Source organism: Pantoea sp. FN0305, from assembly GCF_050113845.1.
Taxonomy (GTDB): Bacteria; Pseudomonadota; Gammaproteobacteria; order Enterobacterales; family Enterobacteriaceae; genus Mixta; species Mixta alhagi.
The window spans coordinates 258,948-278,247 of the sequence record NZ_JBNJSN010000001.1 but is presented as its reverse complement, the minus strand read 5'-3'; the positions used below and the strand labels follow the sequence as shown (position 1 = coordinate 278,247).

The window sequence follows — 19,300 nt, the reverse complement described above, 5'->3', positions numbered from 1 at the left end:
TATATCATAATGCAGTGCTAAGCTAGTTTTCCCAGTGCGGCAGACGAATAATCATTTCTAATCCACCGTTACGCCCGTTGAATGCCTGTACCTCACCATAATGCGCCAGCACCACCTTACGTACGATAGATAACCCCAAACCGTAACCTTTGCCCTGCATAGGGGAATTGACACGCACAAAGGGATCAAAAATACTGGAGAGCTTATCGGCATCCACGCCAGGTCCGCTATCGCTCACACGAATGCTTAGCCAGTGGCCGTCAGGCCGCAGGCTCACTTTGACCACCTGCCCTCGCACCGAATAGCGCAGCGCGTTACGCACCACATTTTCTACCGCACGGCGTATCAGTTCGGCATTGCCCTTCACCGTATAGTCGACGTTTTCCCCAACTTCCAGCGTAATATCTACGCCAGGCAACTGCGCCTCATAGCGCGCATCATTAACGACCGTTTCCAGCAGACCGTGTAGATCGAAATATTGCTCATCAGGCATCTTTTCATTTTCGGCCCGGGACAGCGTCAGCAGCTCGCCAATCATCTTATCCAGCCGCCGCGCCTCTTCATCAATGCGATCGAGAGAGGTGTTAACCGACTCCGGCGTCTGACGTGCCAGGCCGGTCGCCAGTTGCAGCCGTGCCAGCGGCGAGCGCAGCTCATGCGAAATATCATGCAGTAGCTCTTCACGCGCCTTCACCAGCACAGCAAGGCGTTCAACCATCGCATCGAAATCACGGGCGACAACGGAAAACTCGTCGTGGCGACGACGCATCTGTGGGTAAAGACGTACGGAAAGATCGCCATTGGATACGCGGGTAAAACCCAGACGTAGTTGACGCATCGGCCGCGTCAGGTTCCATGCCAGCAAAGAGCTGAACAGCAGCCCCATTACCCCGGCAAACCAGAACACCGGCTCTGGAATATTCAGGATCTTACGCGGCGGTCTGCCCATCTCGCTGTCTTCGCGTAGCCCTTTTACGTCATAGCGTAGCTGGTACTGCTGGCCATCTGCGCCGGTCACCCACTCAATAACCTGATCGGGGAAGCCGCTACCCGGCAGTGAAAGATTGAGCTGATGACGCGAAATCTCCTGCGGCGGCGTCGGCATAAGCGTGACGGAGAAAAAACGACGATCGCCGGGCGACCAGTCCGACATCATATTATCCAGCGCTGGCAGACCGCCGTGCTGCAATACCGAAACGGCTGAAGCCATCTGAAGATTAACAATACGCCGCGTAGCAATATGTTCTGGCGGCTCGCGATGCTTGCCATACAGGGTAAACCCCAGCCACAGTAGTTGGCTAATCAGAAAAAACACCAGCAGGAAACCAAACAGGATTTTCCAGAACAGACGGCCGCGAAAACGGTTCCTCATCGAATGCGATAACCGATGCTGCGTACGGTTTCAATATTGATCGCCTCGCCAGCCAGGCTGGATAGTTTTTGCCGGATATTGCTGATATGCACATCCACGCTGCGATCGTAGGCTTCGCGCGGACGCCCCAGCCCTTTCTCCGACAATTCATCTTTTGTCACTACCCGATCGGGCGATCGCAGCAGCAAATCAAGCAGATTGAATTCGGAAGCGGTCAGGTCGAAAGGCTTGTTTTTCCATTCGCTGATACGCGTAGCCGGATTAAGCGTCAGATCGCCCCAGCGTACCACCTCTTTTTTCTCCTGCTGGGCAGGCAGCTCATCAAAGCGACGCAGCACGGCCCGCAGGCGTGCCACCAGCTCACGGGGATAGCAGGGCTTGGGAACATAGTCATCTGCGCCCATTTCAAGCCCGATAACCCGATCGATATTATCCCCTTTTGCCGTTAGCATAATCACCGGGATACGACTGCTTTGTCGTACCTGACGCAGCACGTCAATACCACTCATATCTGGCAGCATGATATCTAAAATCATCGCCTGAAAGTCACCGGACAGCGCACTATTAATTCCGGCCTGACCGGTAAGCACCAGCGAGGCATGAAAGCCCTCGCCCATTAAATATTCACTGAGCATCGTGCCCAGCTCCAGGTCATCGTCAACTAACAGAATTTTCATGCATACACTCTCATAATCGGTTGGCGTTATTTTGACCTCAAGCGGAACAGTACGCAGCAGAATTTACTCAATCCTTACAGATATTCTTGCCTGATTGCGCTGCTGTTTCACTTTATTGTGGCAGCCTTTTAGGCTATACCAGTGTTTTCTTCGTACCAGGGATATTGGTCATGGCATTAAGTCGCACTTTGTTCAGCCGTAAAGGATTTTTACTGCTGTTATTTATCATCATTGCTGTTGTTATCACCTGGGCGTTACTGCATCAGCGGCAGAAACCCGCAGAATTTTTGACCGCTACGGCGGAACAGCGCCCGCTGCAACAGGCGGTGCTGGCAGACGGCACGCTCACCGCCAGCAAACTGGTTAGCGTCGGCGCGCAGGCTTCAGGTCAGATCAAACGGTTGCGGGTCGAACTGGGCGATCAGGTCAAACAGGGGCAGCTGGTGGCGGAAATTGACAGTATGACGCAGCAAAACGCGCTACAAAACGCGCAGGCGGCCTTAAAAAATATTGAAGCGCAGCGAGCAGCTAAGCAGGCCCAGCTCAGCAACTATCGGGCAACCTTTGCCCGTCAGCAGGCGATGCTGGCCAGAAACCTTACGGCGAAAGCGGAGTATGACGATGCGCAGGCCAGGCTGATCGCTACCGAAGCGGAGATCCGCGCGCTGGATGCACAGATCGTTCAGGCGCAAATTGAAGTGAATACCGCCCAGGTGAACCTTGGCTATACCCGTATCGTTTCACCGATAGACGGCACGGTTGTTTCGGTACCGGTTGAAGAAGGACAAACGGTTAACGCCGTACAAAGCGCGCCAACGCTAATCAAAGTCGCCAACCTCGACACCATGACGGTAAAGGCGCAAATTTCTGAAGCGGACGTTATCAAGGTGGAACCGGGCATGAAAGTCTGGTTTACCATTCTCGGCGAGCCGCATAAACGCTATGAGGGCACGCTGCGCGCCATCGAACCGGCACCAGACTCGATTAATAACGACAGCTCCAGCAGTAGCCTGACCAGCTCTTCCAGTAGCTCCAGCAATAAAACCGCCATCTATTATTATGGTCTGTTTGACGTGCCCAATCCGCAGCATCGCCTGCGCATCTCTATGTCGGCGGAGGTGCATATTGTGCTGGGCGAGCGCAAAAATGCCGTGGTGATCCCCGCGACCGCGCTGGATAACATTGACGGTAAAACATCGGTACAGGTACTGGATGCCGGTCAGCAGGTCACGCGCCGACAGGTTGAGGTGGGGTTGAATGATAATGTCGAAGCGGAAATTGTTTCCGGCCTGAAGCCCGGCGAGAAAGTGATACTGGGCCAGCGCAACACGGCTGACGCGCCCTCGGGCGAAATGGGGCCACAATAATGGCGCTGCTACAGCTTAATGATATCTGCCGTTCTTTTCAGAATGGCGAACAGCAGGTGCAGGTGCTGCGTAATATTAATCTGTCCATCGATTCAGGCGAATTTGTTGCCATTGTAGGGCAGTCCGGCTCTGGCAAATCAACGTTAATGAATATTCTCGGCTGCCTGGATAAAGCCAGCGCCGGTGAATATCTGATTGCCAATCGCGCCGTTTCGGCGCTGGATAATGATGCGCTGGCGGCGCTGCGGCGCGAGCATTTCGGCTTTATCTTCCAGCGCTATCACCTGCTAAGCGAACTCACGGCACTGGGTAATGCCGAGATGCCCGCTATCTACGCCGGTCAGGCGGTGCAGGCGCGGCGTGAACGGGCCGCTGCTCTGCTGACGCGTCTTGGCCTTGGCGAGCGTCTGCATTATCGACCGGGTCAGCTTTCGGGCGGACAGCAGCAGCGTGTCAGTATTGCGCGCGCCCTGATGAACGGCGGCGAAGTGATCCTGGCCGATGAGCCGACCGGGGCGCTTGATAGCCACAGCGGCGAAGAGGTAATGCGCATCCTGCATGACCTGCATCAGCAAGGGCATACCATTGTTATCGTGACGCACGATATGCAGATTGCACAGCACGCACAGCGGATTATTGAAATACGCGATGGCGAAATTCTCAGCGACAGCCAGCGTCAGGCGCCTGACGCTGGCTCACGGCAAATGACCCGGCGCGCAGAGGGTAACGCCTGGCGCGCCGCGCGCGATCGGCTGACCGAAGCATTTCGTATGGCGCTGGTCTCCATGATGTCGCAGCGCTTACGCACGTTCCTGACGATGCTGGGCATAATTATCGGTATCGCCTCGGTGGTGGCGGTTGTGGCGTTGGGTAAAGGATCGCAGCAAAAAATCCTGCAAGAAATCAGCTTAATGGGCACCAGCACGCTGGATATTTTTCCCGGCAATGATTTTGGCGATATGAACTCCTCCGCCATTCAGACGCTGCGCGCCAGCGATGCCGATGCGCTGGCTTACCAGCCTTATGTGCACAGCGTGACCCCTTCGCTTTCAACCAGTACCACGCTGAAATATCGCAATCAGGCGCTATCGGTAATGGTAAACGGCGTTGGCGAACAGTTTTTTGCTGTACGTGGCTATCATGTGACGCAGGGAATGGCCTTCGATCGTCAGGGTGTAGACAGCCTGGCGCAGGATGCGGTGATTGATGAAAATACCCTAAAAAGGCTCTTCCCTCACGGTGAAAATCCGCTGGGCCAGGTTGTGATCCTCGGCAATATGCCGGTGCGCATTATCGGCGTCGCTACCCATCAAAGCAGTTTCGGCAATGACAGCAATCTGAATCTGTGGGTGCCCTACACCACGGTGATGAAGCGCATGGTTGGGCAGACGTGGCTCAGCGGCATTACCGTACGAGTGCGTGATAACGTTGATCTGGATCTGGCGGAACAGGGCGTTACCCGCCTGCTGACGCAGCGCCACAATGGCAAAGATTTTTTCATCCTTAATACCGACAGCATTCGGCAAACCATTGAGCGCACCACCGATACCATGACGCTGCTGGTAGCGATGATTGCGCTGATTTCACTGCTGGTGGGCGGCATCGGGGTGATGAATATTATGCTGGTTTCAGTGACTGAGCGTACCCGTGAAATCGGCGTGCGCATGGCGGTAGGCGCGCGCGCCAGCGATATTATGCAGCAGTTTTTGATTGAAGCGGTGCTGGTCTGCCTGACCGGCGGTATTATCGGCGTGCTATTGTCGCTGGTGCCAGGCATCATTCTGGCGCAGACCACCAGCAGTTTCAGCATGATCTACTCGCCCTTCTCAATCGTGGCGGCTTTTATCTGCTCCAGTCTGATCGGTGTGATCTTCGGCTTTTTCCCGGCAAGGCGGGCTGCCCGGCTCGACCCAATTCATGCGCTGGAGCGCGAATAGCTGACCCTTTTGTTACAAAACCGCAGGAGAGGCCCGCGCCGTGGGCCTGTCGCTCTTTGCGGGGCGCGTTATTGATAAACGCCGGTCGAGAGGTAACGGTCGCCGCGATCGCAAACGATCGCGACCACTATGCTACCTGGATTTTCCGTAGCGATGCGAATCGCGCCCGCCGCCGCGCCGCCAGAGCTAACGCCGCAGAAAATTCCTTCACGCCGCGCCAGTTGGCGCATGGTCTCTTCCGCTTCGCCCTGCCCCATATCGATAATGCGGTCAATCAACTCCGGGCGCCAGATACCCGGCATATAGGCAGCAGGCCAGCGGCGAATGCCGGGAATACTGCTGCCCTCCTGCGGCTGCAGCCCCACAATTTGTACCTGTGGATTTTGCTCTTTCAGGTAACGGCCAACGCCGGTTATCGTGCCGGTGGTGCCCATACTGGAAACAAAATGCGTGATGCGTCCGCCGCTCTGCTGCCAGATTTCCGGGCCGGTAGTGGCATAGTGACCCAGTGGATTATCAGGATTATTAAACTGATCCAGTACTTTGCCCTCACCACGTTCCGCCATTGCCAGAGCCAGATCGCGTGCCCCTTCCATGCCCTGTTCACGGCTAACCAACACCAGTTCAGCCCCGTAGGCGCGCATCGCTGCCTGCCGTTCCTGGCTCATATTATCCGGCATGAGCAGCTTCAGACGGTAACCTTTCATCGCAGCGATCATCGCCAGCGCAATACCGGTATTGCCGCTGGTCGCTTCGATCAATTGATCGCCGGGAGCGATTTCACCACGTTGCTCAGCGCGCTGGATCATCGACAGCGCGGCACGATCCTTCACAGATCCGGCAGGGTTGTTGCCCTCCAGCTTCAGCCAGATTTCGCTGCCGTTGGCAGGCGTCAGGCGCTGCAGTTTAATCAGCGGCGTATTGCCGATGGTGGTTTCCAGAGTCGTCACGATGTTTTCCCGGCAGGCAAAATAACAGGGCGGGAAAATCCCGCCCAAATAAAATATGTGGAGTTAGAAAATATCAGGCGCTTTCGGCAAAGGCAACCGCACGCAGCGGCGTGTTGCCCTGATAGAGACGCGCCTGCTGCAGGCCAACGTAGAGGCGCTCGCCGCGCTGCGGGGCCGCCTGTTCACCATCAAACACCAGGCTAAAAGGCTCAGCCTGCCAGCCAGCGGGTTGGACCAGCAACTGCCAGAAGTGCCCACGCGGGCTGACTTCCAGAATCTGAACCGGCAAAGGGGTTTCCAGGCTACTCTGGCGCGCCGCATCAATTTCCCAGGGACGCAGGAACAGCTCAACCGCACCCTGATGCGCTGGCGTATAGCCCAGCGGCCAGTGATGCGCGCCCACATGGAAATGAGAGCCATGAACCTCAGCATCAAAGCGGTTCACTTCGCCAAGGAACTCCAGTACAAAACGGTTGGCCGGTTCGCGCCACACATCATCCGGCGTACCGACCTGCTCGATATTACCCTGGCTCATGACCACCACCCGATCGGCAACTTCCATCGCCTCTTCCTGATCGTGAGTCACAAACACGCTGGTAAATTTCAGTTCTTCATGCAGCTGACGCAGCCAGCGACGCAGTTCTTTACGCACCTGCGCGTCCAGCGCGCCAAAAGGTTCATCCAGCAACAGAATCTGCGGCTCGACCGCCAGCGCGCGCGCTAGCGCCACACGCTGTTTCTGACCGCCGGAAAGCTGGGCCGGAAAACGGGTTGCCAGATGTCCCAGCTGCACCATTTCCAGCAGCTGCGTGACCTTCTGCTTGATCGCCGCCGCTGACGGACGTTCGCGACGTGGCAGCACCGTCAGGCCAAAAGCAATGTTGTCGAACACGGTCATGTGACGGAACAGCGCATAGTGCTGAAAAACAAATCCAACCTGGCGATCGCGCGCATGTACATGGCTGACATCTTTATCATGAAAGCGGATCTGTCCGCTGTTTTGATGTTCCAGACCGGCGATAATGCGCAGCAGCGTGGTTTTCCCGGAGCCTGACGGCCCCAGCAGCGCCACCATTTGACCAGAAGAGATATCCAGCGAGATGTCATTGAGCACCCGCGTACGGCCAAACGATTTATTAATCTGCTTAATCTCAATGCTCATGATTTTCCTCCTGCTGTAAACGCTTCTGCTGGTTCTCTAATCGCCATTGCAGCGCGCTTTTCAGAAACAGCGTCACTATCGCCATCAGAGTCAGCAGCGCGGCGGCGGTAAACGCGCCCACGCTGTTGTAATCCTGATGCAGTAACTCAACCTGTAGCGGCAAGGTATAGGTCTCGCCGCGAATCGCTCCCGAAACCACCGAGACCGCACCAAATTCACCGATCGCGCGGGCATTGGTCAGCACCACGCCATACAACAGCGCCCAGCGGATATTGGGCAACGTCACGCGGCGAAACATCTGCCAGCCGGAAGCGCCCAGCAGTACTGCGGCTTCATCTTCATGACTGCCCTGACTAAGCATCACCGGTACCAGCTCACGCACCACAAATGGGCAAGTGACAAAGATTGTTGCCATCACGATGCCCGGCCAGGAGAACATCAGCTGTATATGGTGTTCATCCAGCCAGCCGCCCGCGGGCCCGTTTACGCCCCAGAACAGCAAATAAATCAGGCCAGCCACCACCGGCGAGACCGCAAACGGAATATCGAACAGCGTCAGCAGTAACTGGCGCCCCGGGAAGGTAAAACGGGTCACCAGCCAGGCAAGCAGCGTACCGAAAACCAGGTTAACCGGTACGGTAATCAATGCCACCAGCACTGTGAGCCAGATAGCATGCAGCATATCGCTATCGCTGAGGTTACTCAGCACCGCGCCCAGCCCCTGTGCCAGCGCCTCGGTAAAAATGGCGATCAGCGGCACCACCAGCAACAGAAAAGAGACCAGCACGCCAACAGCAATCAGCAGCCATTTACCCCAGTTAATGCGCGGACGCTCAACGCCATTCAGTTGGGTGATATCAGCCATTAATGACCTCCAAGACGACGGCCAAAGCGGCTCTGTAACGTATTGATAGCGAACAGCAGCAGCAGCGAAGCGGCCAGAATAACGGAAGCAATCGCACTGGCTGCGGGGTAATCGAACTCCTGCAGACGAATAAAAATCATCAGCGAAGTGACTTCCGTCTTCCAGGCGATATTACCGGCAATAAAAATAATCGCGCCAAACTCACCCAGACTGCGGGTAAAGGAGAGCGCCGTACCGGCCATTAACGCCGGTGCTACTTCCGGCAGCACCACGCGGCGGAAACTTTGCCAGGGCGTCGCGCCCAGGGTTTGCGCCGCCTCTTCATATTCCGGACCCAGCTCTTCCAGTACCGGCTGAACGGTACGCACCACAAAGGGGATGCTGGTAAAAGCCATCGCCACGGCAATTCCCAGCCAGGTATAGGAAACCTTGATATCAAACTGCGCCAGCCACTGACCATACCAGCCGTTCACCGAAAACAGCCCGGCCAGCGTCAGTCCCGCTACGGCCGTTGGCAGCGCGAAAGGCAGATCCATTAACCCATCCAACACACTGCGGCCGGGAAAGCGGTAGCGGGTTAAAATCCAGGCCATCAGCATGCCGAAGAAGGCATTAAACAGCGAGGCCACCGCCGCCGAGATCAGCGTTATTTTGTAAGCCGCTACCACCTGCGGATTAGTAATGACTTCCCAGTATTGCGCCAGCGACATTTGCGCCAGTTGCATAATCAAGGCGCTCATCGGCAACAGCAGGATCAGGCAGGTGAAAAACAGGCTGCTGCCGAGGCTAATGCCAAAGCCAGGAAGTACGCGTTTACTACTTGCTACAAACATTAACCACGCCCCGCCGCTAACAGCTTATCCAGCTCGCCACCGCTGGCGAAGTGGGTTTTCATGATCTTTTCCCAGCTGCCAAAGCGATCTTCCACACGGAACAGCTCGGTTTGCGGGAAGTTCGCCTGCTGCATCATTTGAGGGTTATTCACCCGATAATAGAATTTGGTCATTATCTGCTGCGCCGCTGGCGTGTAGAGATAATTGAGGTAGGCTTTCGCCGCTGCCTCGCTATGATTCTGAGCCACGTTTTTATCCAGCCACGCCACCGGGAACTCGGCGAGAATATCGGTTTTCGGCACCACTACTTCGTAACCTGCTTGCGCATACTGGTTACGAATATTGTTCACTTCTGATTCAAAGCTGATCAGTACGTCGCCCAGGCCACGCTCAACGAACGTGGTGGTTGCGCCACGTCCGCCGGTATCCATCACTTCGACATTTTTCAGCAGTTGAGTCATAAACTGGGTGGTTTTAGCGCGGTCGCCATTGTTGGCTTTATCTGCCGCTCCCCATGCCGCCAGCCAGGTATAGCGGCCGTTGCCGGACGTTTTTGGATTAGGGAAAATCAGCTTAACGTCGCTGCGGATCAGATCGTTCCAGTCATGAATTTGCTTTGGATTGCCCTTGCGCACCAGAAACGCCATGGTGGAATAGAATGGCGAGCTGTGGTTCGGCAGACGCGATTGCCAGTCGGCAGGCAGCAAACGACCGCGATCGTGCAGGATTTGTACATCGGTGACCTGGTTATAAGTGACCACATCCGCCTTCAGGCCCTGAAGGATCGCCAACGCCTGTTTCGACGATCCGGCATGTGACTGGCGAATAGTAAGCTTATCGTTCGGGTGCTTTTCATCCCACTGCTGGATAAAAGGAGCATTCAGCGCCGTAAAGAGTTCACGTGACACATCATAAGAGCTGTTTAACAGCTCGGTTGCCTGCACGTTCGCGGCCAACAGCAAAGAGAGCGCCGCGCCGCCGAGTAACTTTTTCGCTACGGGAAAGGTCATTTCACACCCTGAGTATTGATCCGGCTCACATCACCGTATGCTCAGTGTATTTATAACTCAGGGCAAAGCTGTAACGGTTTTATATATCTTTTGCTGCTTTAAAAGTAGAAAAAAGCATAAGCGCACGGCAAAGCTTAACGGCAATACAGCAAAGCTGAAAAACAGCGGTACGGCAGAGTAGATCGGGCGATACCAGGCCGGTATCGTCCGTTATTTACAGCGCCAGTAGCGTCTCAAGAGAAGGCGCAAACCACCACGCGCCGCTGACCGGTTTAGTAAAGCGCAGCATGGCGTCATACTTGCCGTCACGCTCGCCAAACATACTTAACAGCTGCTGTTCAATATTGTAGAGCGTGGCGCAGTAAGCGATAAAATAGAGGCCGTTAGTGCCGCTGGCGGTGCCGTAAGGCAGGCTCTGGCGCAGGATTTTTAATCCCTGCCCGTTTTCTTTCAAGTCAACGCGGCTAACGTGCGATGTTGCAGGACGCGCATCGCCTTCCAGCTCTTCATTGCTCAGCCTGGTACGCCCAATGATTTGCTCCTGTTTTGCAACCGGCAGACGTTGCAACTGCGATAAATTATGCTCCCAGCGCTGGGTAAACACATAGCTGCCACCGGCGTCAGCCCCGTTGGCGATAATCGCTACCTGTTGACGCATCTCTCCCTTCGGGTTTTCAGTGCCATCAACGAAGCCAGAAAGATCGCGATCTTCCGTCCAGCGGAAACCGTGCGTCTCTTCTTCAATGCGTACCGCCGGGCCAAAAGCCGTCAGGGCCGCCTGGGCCAGGGTAAAGTTAATATCATGACGCAGGGATTGAATATGAACCAGCAGGTCGCGTTGAGTCGCAGGTGCCATATTTTTGCCCAGCGGCTGAAAATCCTTCAGCTCCGGCGCACTGTCTCCAGGCTGTAGATCGCGCCAGAGCGCGTTGCCAAAAGCAAGGGTCGCGCCCAGCGCCGCATCGGGATAGCGCGCCTGCAGCTGGATTAACTGATGATGGAAGGTTTTTACCCCCTGGCGAATCCTGTTCAGGTCGTCCTGAACCACGGCTTCCAGCCAAATGGCAAAACGATTATTTTCGGGCAAAATGCCGCTCTGATGCGGGGACATGCAGTGCTACTCCGGAATGAAACGGGTCGAAACAGGGCAATTATCATACCGGAAAATAGCGGCAGGGGTTGAGCTTGTACATATATTCACGCTGACTGATGAATAAATCGCTGAAAACAGCATGCAAAAACCATCGCGCATAACCTGTTGCACAGTTCTTTCAGTTAGCGTTCTGTACCATTGTTGATCCCGGTTCAGTGATTCCCCTGGCGGGCGTTGCGCCCGCCGTTCTGGGTTTACTTAACGTTGCCAGATAATTTTACTCACCTGCCAGCTTTTTAGCACATCATCCGGCGGGATCAGCCCCTGTGGACCCGCCCATTTTCCCTGATAGATATAGCTGATATGCTGGTTGCCCGGTGCCTGGCACAGCACTGCGGGAGCCGTTTCCCCACTGGCGGCCTGACAATGGCCAAAGGCTTTTTGATAATGATCGCTGAATACATCGCCAATGCGGGTGCCGTCGGCGCTGGCGATATCGCGATCCGTTACCTCTATGCGGCTCACTGTATCTTTGCCGCTGAACGTCAACTTCACCTCGTTATCGGTCAGCGCCTGCCAGAAACTGACCACGCTGCCCTGCTCGCTACGCATGCCCTGCCGCAACCGATAGTCACCATTCAGGCCCGCGTTAAGGGCGCTTTCCTGCAGTGGCGTAGCGCCATTGATTGCGCCAACGCCCTGTTCGGTTACCGTCAGCGAGGAGCCAAACCAGTTGCCGGGCCATAGCGTAGACCATGACCAGTCGATTGGATTCCACCAGCTTGCTTCGTTGCTGTTCGAGCCGTGACTGGCACAGCCCGCCAGTAGTAACGTAGCGACGATCAATGCCGGACGTAGTGATTTCATTGCAGCTCCTGTAGTGATTACGCAACCTTTTTCAGTGGGGTTGGAGTCGCATAAGCGCAAAAAGTTTTATTCCGTCTGATTGAGCTGCACATTAAAGCAGGCTTTCAGGCGACGACTAAGCAGTAGCCAGAGCAGCGCTGACAGGTCAAACAGCGCCGGCAGCCACAGCGCGAACAGCGAGATATCGCTCTCCTGCCCACTCTGCCACAGCACCAGCAGCAGGTTCAGCAGCAAGGTAGCGCACAGTGCCCAACGCCAGGCTCGCCAGAGCTTAGGCCAGCGTTGTCGATAGCCGGTAAGCAGTAGCCCGACGGCGGCGGGGATCCCCAGCGCCATGCCCATCCAGAAGATGTTTCTGTCAGGATAAAAGAGCTCCAGCAGTTCGGCACCCTGCTGACGTGATGCGCCAGCCATAATAAACAGCGCCCAGGTACGCGCCTGTAACAGCAGAATAAGCCAAAAGGTCAGCGGCAGACGCAGCTGACCTTTACTGTCGTAGTCATCAGGGGTGAAAAGCATCATGCACACAGTCTACAGCCGCAACCATGCGGCCCGGCAAGGTTAATACTCACGATCTTCAATCAGTCGTTTGCCCAGGCAGACAGCGTCTTGCATTTCATAATCGAGCTTTTCATAAAAGCCAATAACCGCGTCGTTCTCTTCACGTACGATGAGATTGATTTTCGGACAGCCGCGCGCAATCAGTTTTTTCTCCAGCCGGTTAAGCAACGCGTTGGCAAAGCCGCGTCCACGATAATCAGGATGCACGCCAAGATAATAGACGGAGCCGCGATGGCCGTCGTAGCCGCCCATCAAGGTGCCGACAATTTCACCGCCGACCACCGCCACCAGAAAGAGATCGGGATCGTGATTTAGCTTACGCTCAATGTCCATTTCCGGATCGTTCCAGGGGCGAAGCAGATCGCATCGCTCCCAAAGCGTAATGACTTCTTCAAAGTCTTCCTGGCGGAATGCGCGGATTTCCATGGAATTTTCTCAGAGTTACTTACAATTCGCTGATTATCACGCATTCTTTCCCTGGCGCAACCCTCGTAGCGCCTCAGGCGGCAAAAAAATTCACGGCTGCTGCTTATTTAGCTGAAATAAATAGTAAAAGGCTGAAACAGCTTGCCTGTCGAAGCCCCTGGGCTGTCATGTTATAACGTTATTTTAACACTGGACGCCGCCATGAAAAAATTCTCACCGTTAACTTCCCGCCGCAAGCTGCTGTTTTCCGGAGCCGCTCTGGCCCTGTTACCCTCCGTGCGGGCGCTGGCGAAAAGCGAACAGGCCACGCTGTCGACAATGCCGCGCCCTGAGGCCAAAGCGTCTCGCCCGGCCAGCGGCAAAAAAATCGTGATGCTCGATCCCGGTCATGGCGGCATTGATTCCGGCGCGGTGGGTCAGGAAGGCAGCGAAGAGAAACATATTGTGTTGGAGATTGCGCATCACGTGCGCGAGCAGCTGAGCCAGCACAATCATATTGAGGTGCGTCTGACGCGCGACAGCGACCATTTTATTCCGCTGGCCGAGCGGGTAGAGATCGCGCATCAGCATGGGGCCGATCTCTTTATGTCTATTCACGCCGACGGTTTTACCAGCCCAACCGCTAACGGCGCATCGGTGTTTGCCCTGTCGAACCGTGGGGCGAGCAGCGCGATGGCGCGTTATCTGTCGGAAAAAGAGAATGCGGCGGATAAAGTGGGCGGCGTTAAGGTACAAAGCGACAATCCTTATCTGCAACAGGTCCTGTTTGATCTGGTTCAGACAGATACCATCAAGAACAGCCTGACGCTTGGCAGCCATATTCTTCAGCAGATTCGTCCGGTTCATCATTTGCACAGCCAGCACACCGAGCAGGCCGCCTTTGCCGTGTTGAAATCCCCGTCGATCCCCTCAGTGCTGGTTGAAACCTCTTTTATTACCAATCCGGCGGAAGAGCGTCTGCTGGGCACCACGGCTTTTCGGCAAAAGATTGCCCGCGCCATTGCCGACGGCATCGTTAGCTTTTTTGTGGAATTTGACCGCCGCAATCAACGACCGGGTTAGGTATACTCTTCACCCTGAAGCAAAAGGCCAGAAGATGGCCTTTTTATGACATAGCGAAGCGAATATGAATGCTCCCAATATTGAACAGGTAAAAGCCTTTCTGCAGGCGTTACAGGATGAGATCTGTCAACAACTGGAACTGGCAGACGGCGGCGCGCAGTTTCAGGAGGATAGCTGGACGCGCGTTGGCGGCGGCGGCGGCCGGAGCCGCGTGCTGCGTCAGGGCGCAGTGTTTGAGCAGGCGGGGGTGAATTTTTCCCATGTGCATGGCGACCAGATGCCCGCCTCCGCCACTGCGCATCGTCCCGAACTGGCTGGACGCAGCTTTGAGGCGCTGGGCGTTTCTCTGGTGATCCATCCGGAAAACCCCTATATCCCGACCAGCCATGCCAACGTGCGCTTTTTTATTGCGGAAAAACCGGGGGCCGATCCGGTCTGGTGGTTTGGCGGCGGCTTTGATTTAACGCCGTTTTATGGCTTTGAAGAGGATGCGATTCACTGGCATCAAACCGCTTTCGATCTGTGTCAGCCGTTTGGTGGGGATGTTTATGCCCGTTATAAGAAATGGTGTGATGACTATTTTTACCTGAAGCATCGCAATGAGCAGCGTGGTATCGGCGGGCTGTTTTTTGATGATCTGAACACGCCTGATTTTGAACGCAGCTTCGCCTTTACGCAGGCGGTGGGCCGGGGTTTTCTTGATGGCTATTTGCCTATTGTGCAGCGTCGCAAAGGCATGCCGTGGGGCGAGCGTGAGCGTGAGTTTCAGCTTTATCGTCGTGGGCGCTATGTGGAATTTAACCTGGTTTGGGATCGCGGCACGCTGTTTGGTTTGCAGACCGGTGGCCGTACCGAATCGATTCTGATGTCTATGCCGCCGCTGGTGCGCTGGGAATATGATTATCAGCCACAGCCTGGCTCGCCGGAGGCAGCGCTGTACAGTGATTTTCTGCCGGTAAAGGCGTGGCTGCCGGAGTAAAGCAGCGGCAAGGGAGCGGGAGTTGCAGGATTAAACCGCACTGGTAGTGCGGTGCCCGCTGAAGCACACCGGGCTGGTAGCGCGGTGCCTGCACAGGGAGTGCAGGCCGATCGTAAAGACGCAAAAAACGTCATCCCTGACAGCTCGGCCCGCGCCATCCCTGGCGCGGGACGCTTTACTCTTCTGCCTGCACTCCCTGTGCTTCAGGCTCAGGTGTCGCTGTACAGTGGTGACTTACACCTTATCGGCGTTTTTAACCATTCTGTGCAGACACGTTATTGGTCATGTGCGAAGTGAGCGTTGGCAGTTCGCCTGTACTCCCTGTGCTTCCGGTTTAGAAAACGTCTGTAGAGTAACTGCCCATAGCTACAGCTATAGCGGCTGCGTTTGCGCTTCTACTACCGCCAGCGCCACCATATTCACGATGCGCCGCACCGATGAGATGCGCGTCAGCACATGAACCGGCTTTGCGATACCCATGAGTACCGGTCCAACGGTTACCCCTTCCGAACAGGAAACGCGCAGCAGGTTATAGCTGATACGCGCCGCCTCAACGTTTGGCATAATCAACACGTTAGCAGAACCTTTTAACGGGCTGTCCGGCATTAAATCCTGGCGAATGCTTTCCACCAGCGCGGCATCACCGTGCATTTCGCCATCAATTTCCAGCTCCGGCACGCGTGCATTAACCAGCGCCAGCGTCTCACGCATTTTACGCGCCGCAGGTGCGTCGGAGGTGCCAAAACTGGAGTGCGACAGCAGCGCCACTTTCGGCTCGATACCAAAGCGCCGCACCGTTTCCGCCGCCATAATGGTTAACTCAGCCAGCTGTTCCGGTGTGGGATCTTCGTTAACGTAGGTATCGGCAATAAAGGTATTACCGCTGGGCAGCAGCAGCGCATTCATTGCTCCCGCCACGTTAATACCGGGTCGAAAACCAAACACCCGCTCAACGATCGTATAGTGCTCCTGATAATCGCCGATGGTGCCGCAGATCATGGCGTCCGCTTCGCCACGGTGCACCATAATCGCCCCGATCAGCGTGGGATTGCCGATAACCGCGCGCTGCGCCTGTTCGGGCGAGACGCCGCGCCGCTTCATCATCTGATGGTATTCGCTCCAGTAGGCTTTAAAGCGTGGATCGGACTCATTGTTCACCACTTCAAAATCTTTACCCGCCTCGATTTTTAAACCCAGCTTTTGCAGGCGCATCTCAATAACGTTGGGCCGGCCGATAAGAATCGGCTTTGCCAGCCCCAGCGTGACCAGCTCCTGGGTGGCATGCAGTACGCGCGCCTCTTCGCCCTCCGCCAGCACCACCCGCTTCGGCTCTTTACGCGCCTGGGCAAACACCGGCTTCATAAACAGATTGGTTTTATAAACAAATTCGGTCAGCTTTTCACGATAGGCATCGAAGTCGTTAATGGGCCGGGTCGCCACACCCGATTCCATTGCCGCTTTCGCTACCGCAGGCGCAATCTGCACAATAAGGCGCGGATCAAAAGGTTTAGGGATCAAATAGTCGGGGCCGAACGACAGCTCCTCATCGCCATAGGCGGACGCCACCACCTCGCTCTGCTCCGCCAGCGCCAGTTCGGCTATGGCATGCACCGCCGCCAGCTTCATTGCTTCATTAATGGCCGTCGCGCCCACGTCCAGCGCGCCGCGAAAAATAAACGGAAAGCAGAGAACATTGTTTACCTGATTAGGGTAATCGGAGCGGCCAGTACAGATAATCGCATCCGGACGCACCGCTTTCGCCAGCGGCGGCAGAATTTCCGGTTCCGGGTTGGCCAACGCCAGAATCAGCGGATCAGGCGCCATCTCTTTAACCATCTCGGGCGTCAGCACCTTCGGTCCGGAGCAACCCAGGAAAATATCGGCACCAGCAATCGCCTCATCCAGCCGACGCATCCCGTTATCGGCAATGGCATAGGCCGCTTTGGTTTCCGCCATCTTCTCGTCGCGGCCCTGGTAGATCACCCCTTTTGAATCACACACAATGATATTACGTCGCTGCAGCCCCAGCTCCACCAGCAAATTCATACAGGCGATAGCGGAAGCACCCGCACCGGAAACCACCAGCCGCACATCGGAAATATTTTTCTTCACGATGCGCAGCCCGTTCAGCACCGCAGCGGTACAGATAATCGCCGTACCGTGCTGATCGTCATGAAACACCGGTATCTTCATGCGTTCGCGCAGCGCTTTCTCAATATAAAAGCATTCAGGTGCCTTGATATCCTCCAGATTGATGCCGCCGAAAGTCGGTTCAAGCGCGGCAATGACATTAATCAACCGATCGGGATCCTGTTCATCGACTTCAATATCAAACACATCAATGCCAGCGAACTTCTTAAACAGGACGCCTTTGCCCTCCATCACCGGCTTACCTGCCAGCGCACCGATATTGCCCAGCCCGAGTACCGCCGTGCCGTTAGAGATCACAGCAACCAGGTTGCCGCGTGCGGTATATTTATGCGCGGCCAGCGGATCTTGCGCAATTTCCAGACAGGGTGCGGCCACGCCCGGTGAATAGGCCAGCGCCAGATCGCGCTGCGTTGCCAGCGGCTTGGTGGGAGAAACCTGTATTTTTCCTGGCTGCGGATATTGGTGAAAATCGAGCGCGCTCTGCTTGAGTTGATCGTCCATCATCGGTTCCTTCGGGTTGATAACGCGTGAAAAAGCATCAGCTGAGCAGTATAGGAGCGTGCTGCGGCGAAAAAACTTGAGGTGCGCCAAAGAATGACTATCTGCGCCTGAACGTATAGTGGAAGAATTGGACTCAGACACGATATTTTTTACTTCTGCTATGCTTTTTAGTGGCCTGCATGCTGTTTTAGCCTGGGCAGCAGAAGCGTTCCCGACGATGTCTTACCTGACGCAACAGGCACGGGTTATCAAGTTCATGCTTTATTGTCGTGGCATTCTGCCCGTGGCGATCAAGCATCGGCATGGTCTTACGCACCGCCAGACCGCATCACGACTGGCGCGGCTCTCGCTATTGAATGAGCCCATTGCAACAATCAGAGAAAACGCATTTCCACATGAGAGCGGCTGGTGCAATGTGGTTCGTCTGTATTAAAGGACCGGGCCTGGCAGGCAAGGCCTGACAGCCATGATTAAATTTGCACTACCCTTCGGTTATCAAGGAGCTAAGAGATGAATCAGCTAGATGCACTGAAACAATTCACTACCGTTGTGGCGGACAGCGGCGATATTGAATCCATTCGTAATTATCACCCTGAAGACGCTACCACCAATCCGTCTCTGATCCTGAAAGCCGCTGGCCTCGAATCCTATAAGCACCTGATTGATGACGCGATCGACTACGCGAAAAAACAGGGCGGCAGCAAAGAAACCCAGATTATCAACGCCAGCGACAAAGTTGCTGTGAACCTCGGCATGGAAATTTTGAAAAGCGTGCCGGGCCGTGTTTCGACCGAAGTGGATGCGCGCCTCTCCTTCGATCGTGGCATGTGCGTCACCAAAGCGGAAAAGCTGGTAAGAATGTATGAAGATCACGGCATCGACCGCTCACGCATTCTGATCAAGCTGGCTTCCACCTGGGAAGGTATCCGTGCAGCGGAAGAGCTGGAGAAAAACGGCATCAACTGTAACCTGACGCTGCTGTTCTCTTTTGCCCAGGCGCGCGCCTGTGCCGAAGCAGGCGTTTTCCTGATCTCCCCGTTCGTGGGCCGTATTTATGACTGGTATAACAGCCGCCAGCCGCTGGACCCTTACAATGTGGATGAAGATCCAGGCGTGAAATCGGTACGGGCGATTTACGAATATTATAAATCGCATCGTTATAAAACCATCATCATGGGCGCAAGCTTCCGTAAAACCGAGCAGATTCTGGCGCTGGCGGGCTGCGATCGCCTGACTATTTCTCCGAACCTGCTGCAAGAGCTGCAGTCCAGCGACGCGCCGGTAGAACGCAAGCTGACGCCATCAACGCAGGGCTTCCACGAGCCGTCACCGCTTACTGAAACAGAGTTCCGTTGGGAACATAACCAGGATCCGATGGCAGTGGAAAAACTGTCTGAAGGCATCCGTCAGTTTGCCGCTGACCAGATTAAGCTGGAAGAGACGCTGGCCGCACGGCTGTAACAGCCGCATAACGGTTTGATTCAGGG

General features: G+C 55.3%; 18 protein-coding genes. 6 read left to right on the top strand and 12 right to left on the bottom strand.

Features of this window, described 5'->3' with window-relative positions; translation table 11 throughout:
* Nucleotides 1–22: 22 nt before the first annotated feature.
* Both ACQE3Y_RS01270 and ACQE3Y_RS01265 read right to left on the bottom strand, forming a co-directional pair.
* Nucleotides 23–1,372, bottom strand: coding sequence for an ATP-binding protein (locus tag ACQE3Y_RS01270; protein ID WP_426971777.1), 1,350 nt, complete (start codon nucleotides 1,370–1,372; stop codon nucleotides 23–25).
* Nucleotides 1,369–2,049: a response regulator transcription factor gene (locus ACQE3Y_RS01265; protein WP_426971776.1), complete on the bottom strand. Its 681-nt coding sequence runs from the start codon at nucleotides 2,047–2,049 to the stop codon at nucleotides 1,369–1,371. The genes ACQE3Y_RS01270 and ACQE3Y_RS01265 overlap by 4 nt, the downstream gene beginning before the upstream one ends.
* A 170-nt stretch (nucleotides 2,050–2,219) precedes the next feature.
* On the opposite strand from ACQE3Y_RS01265, the gene ACQE3Y_RS01260 reads away from it, so the two are divergent.
* Together ACQE3Y_RS01260 and ACQE3Y_RS01255 are read left to right on the top strand one after the other, a co-directional pair.
* Nucleotides 2,220–3,416: an efflux RND transporter periplasmic adaptor subunit gene (locus ACQE3Y_RS01260; RefSeq protein WP_426980703.1), complete on the top strand. Its 1,197-nt coding sequence runs from the start codon at nucleotides 2,220–2,222 to the stop codon at nucleotides 3,414–3,416.
* Entirely contained in the window at nucleotides 3,416–5,353 is a 1,938-nt protein-coding gene (locus ACQE3Y_RS01255; protein WP_426980701.1) for a MacB family efflux pump subunit, read from the top strand. Before ACQE3Y_RS01260 ends, ACQE3Y_RS01255 begins: the two co-directional genes overlap by 1 nt.
* A 68-nt stretch (nucleotides 5,354–5,421) precedes the next feature.
* Here ACQE3Y_RS01255 and cysM read toward each other — a convergent pair whose 3' ends face one another.
* From cysM to ACQE3Y_RS01210, 9 genes are all read right to left on the bottom strand, one after another.
* Entirely contained in the window at nucleotides 5,422–6,303 is an 882-nt protein-coding gene (gene cysM / locus ACQE3Y_RS01250; RefSeq protein WP_426971773.1) for a cysteine synthase CysM, read from the bottom strand.
* Nucleotides 6,304–6,376: 73 nt separating this feature from the next.
* Nucleotides 6,377–7,465, bottom strand: coding sequence for a sulfate/thiosulfate ABC transporter ATP-binding protein CysA (gene cysA, locus ACQE3Y_RS01245; RefSeq protein WP_085070906.1), 1,089 nt, complete (start codon nucleotides 7,463–7,465; stop codon nucleotides 6,377–6,379).
* Nucleotides 7,455–8,330 carry a sulfate/thiosulfate ABC transporter permease CysW gene (gene cysW, locus ACQE3Y_RS01240; protein ID WP_426971771.1) on the bottom strand — a complete coding sequence of 292 codons (876 nt, stop codon included), beginning with the start codon at nucleotides 8,328–8,330 and terminating at the stop codon, nucleotides 7,455–7,457. The genes cysA and cysW overlap by 11 nt, the downstream gene beginning before the upstream one ends.
* Nucleotides 8,330–9,163 carry a sulfate/thiosulfate ABC transporter permease CysT gene (gene cysT / locus ACQE3Y_RS01235; RefSeq protein WP_085070902.1) on the bottom strand — a complete coding sequence of 278 codons (834 nt, stop codon included), beginning with the start codon at nucleotides 9,161–9,163 and terminating at the stop codon, nucleotides 8,330–8,332. Before cysT ends, cysW begins: the two co-directional genes overlap by 1 nt.
* Nucleotides 9,163–10,173 (bottom strand): thiosulfate ABC transporter substrate-binding protein CysP, encoded by a 1,011-nt coding sequence (gene cysP, locus ACQE3Y_RS01230; RefSeq protein WP_426971768.1) that lies wholly within the window; start codon nucleotides 10,171–10,173, stop codon nucleotides 9,163–9,165. The genes cysT and cysP overlap by 1 nt, the downstream gene beginning before the upstream one ends.
* Nucleotides 10,174–10,387: 214 nt before the next feature.
* The gene (locus ACQE3Y_RS01225; RefSeq protein WP_426971767.1) at nucleotides 10,388–11,284 is read right to left on the bottom strand and encodes a Dyp-type peroxidase; all 897 of its coding nucleotides are present in this window, start codon (nucleotides 11,282–11,284) and stop codon (nucleotides 10,388–10,390) included.
* Between the two features lie 240 nt (nucleotides 11,285–11,524).
* Nucleotides 11,525–12,133: an RpoE-regulated lipoprotein gene (locus ACQE3Y_RS01220; RefSeq protein WP_426971765.1), complete on the bottom strand. Its 609-nt coding sequence runs from the start codon at nucleotides 12,131–12,133 to the stop codon at nucleotides 11,525–11,527.
* A gap of 66 nt (nucleotides 12,134–12,199) precedes the next feature.
* Nucleotides 12,200–12,652: a DUF2919 domain-containing protein gene (locus ACQE3Y_RS01215; protein WP_426973029.1), complete on the bottom strand. Its 453-nt coding sequence runs from the start codon at nucleotides 12,650–12,652 to the stop codon at nucleotides 12,200–12,202.
* A gap of 42 nt (nucleotides 12,653–12,694) precedes the next feature.
* A complete protein-coding gene (locus ACQE3Y_RS01210; RefSeq protein WP_085070892.1) occupies nucleotides 12,695–13,120 on the bottom strand; it encodes a GNAT family acetyltransferase in 426 nt (141 codons plus the stop codon).
* Between the two features lie 201 nt (nucleotides 13,121–13,321).
* On the opposite strand from ACQE3Y_RS01210, the gene amiA reads away from it, so the two are divergent.
* Nucleotides 13,322–14,182, top strand: a complete 861-nt coding sequence (gene amiA, locus ACQE3Y_RS01205; protein WP_426971764.1) for an N-acetylmuramoyl-L-alanine amidase AmiA — start codon at nucleotides 13,322–13,324, stop codon at nucleotides 14,180–14,182.
* Between the two features lie 64 nt (nucleotides 14,183–14,246).
* Nucleotides 14,247–15,161, top strand: a complete 915-nt coding sequence (gene hemF / locus ACQE3Y_RS01200) for an oxygen-dependent coproporphyrinogen oxidase (RefSeq protein ID WP_426971763.1) — start codon at nucleotides 14,247–14,249, stop codon at nucleotides 15,159–15,161.
* A 372-nt stretch (nucleotides 15,162–15,533) separates the two neighbouring features.
* On the opposite strand, the gene maeB is transcribed toward hemF, so the two are convergent.
* Entirely contained in the window at nucleotides 15,534–17,813 is a 2,280-nt protein-coding gene (gene maeB, locus ACQE3Y_RS01195; protein WP_250650529.1) for an NADP-dependent oxaloacetate-decarboxylating malate dehydrogenase, read from the bottom strand.
* A 118-nt stretch (nucleotides 17,814–17,931) separates the two neighbouring features.
* Between maeB and ACQE3Y_RS01190 the strand changes: the two genes are divergently transcribed.
* Complete coding sequence (locus ACQE3Y_RS01190) at nucleotides 17,932–18,246, top strand: hypothetical protein (RefSeq protein ID WP_426980700.1); 315 nt, start codon at nucleotides 17,932–17,934, stop codon at nucleotides 18,244–18,246.
* 77 nt (nucleotides 18,247–18,323) lie between these two features.
* A complete protein-coding gene (gene tal, locus ACQE3Y_RS01185) occupies nucleotides 18,324–19,274 on the top strand; it encodes a transaldolase (RefSeq protein ID WP_250650530.1) in 951 nt (316 codons plus the stop codon).
* Nucleotides 19,275–19,300: the final 26 nt, after the last annotated feature.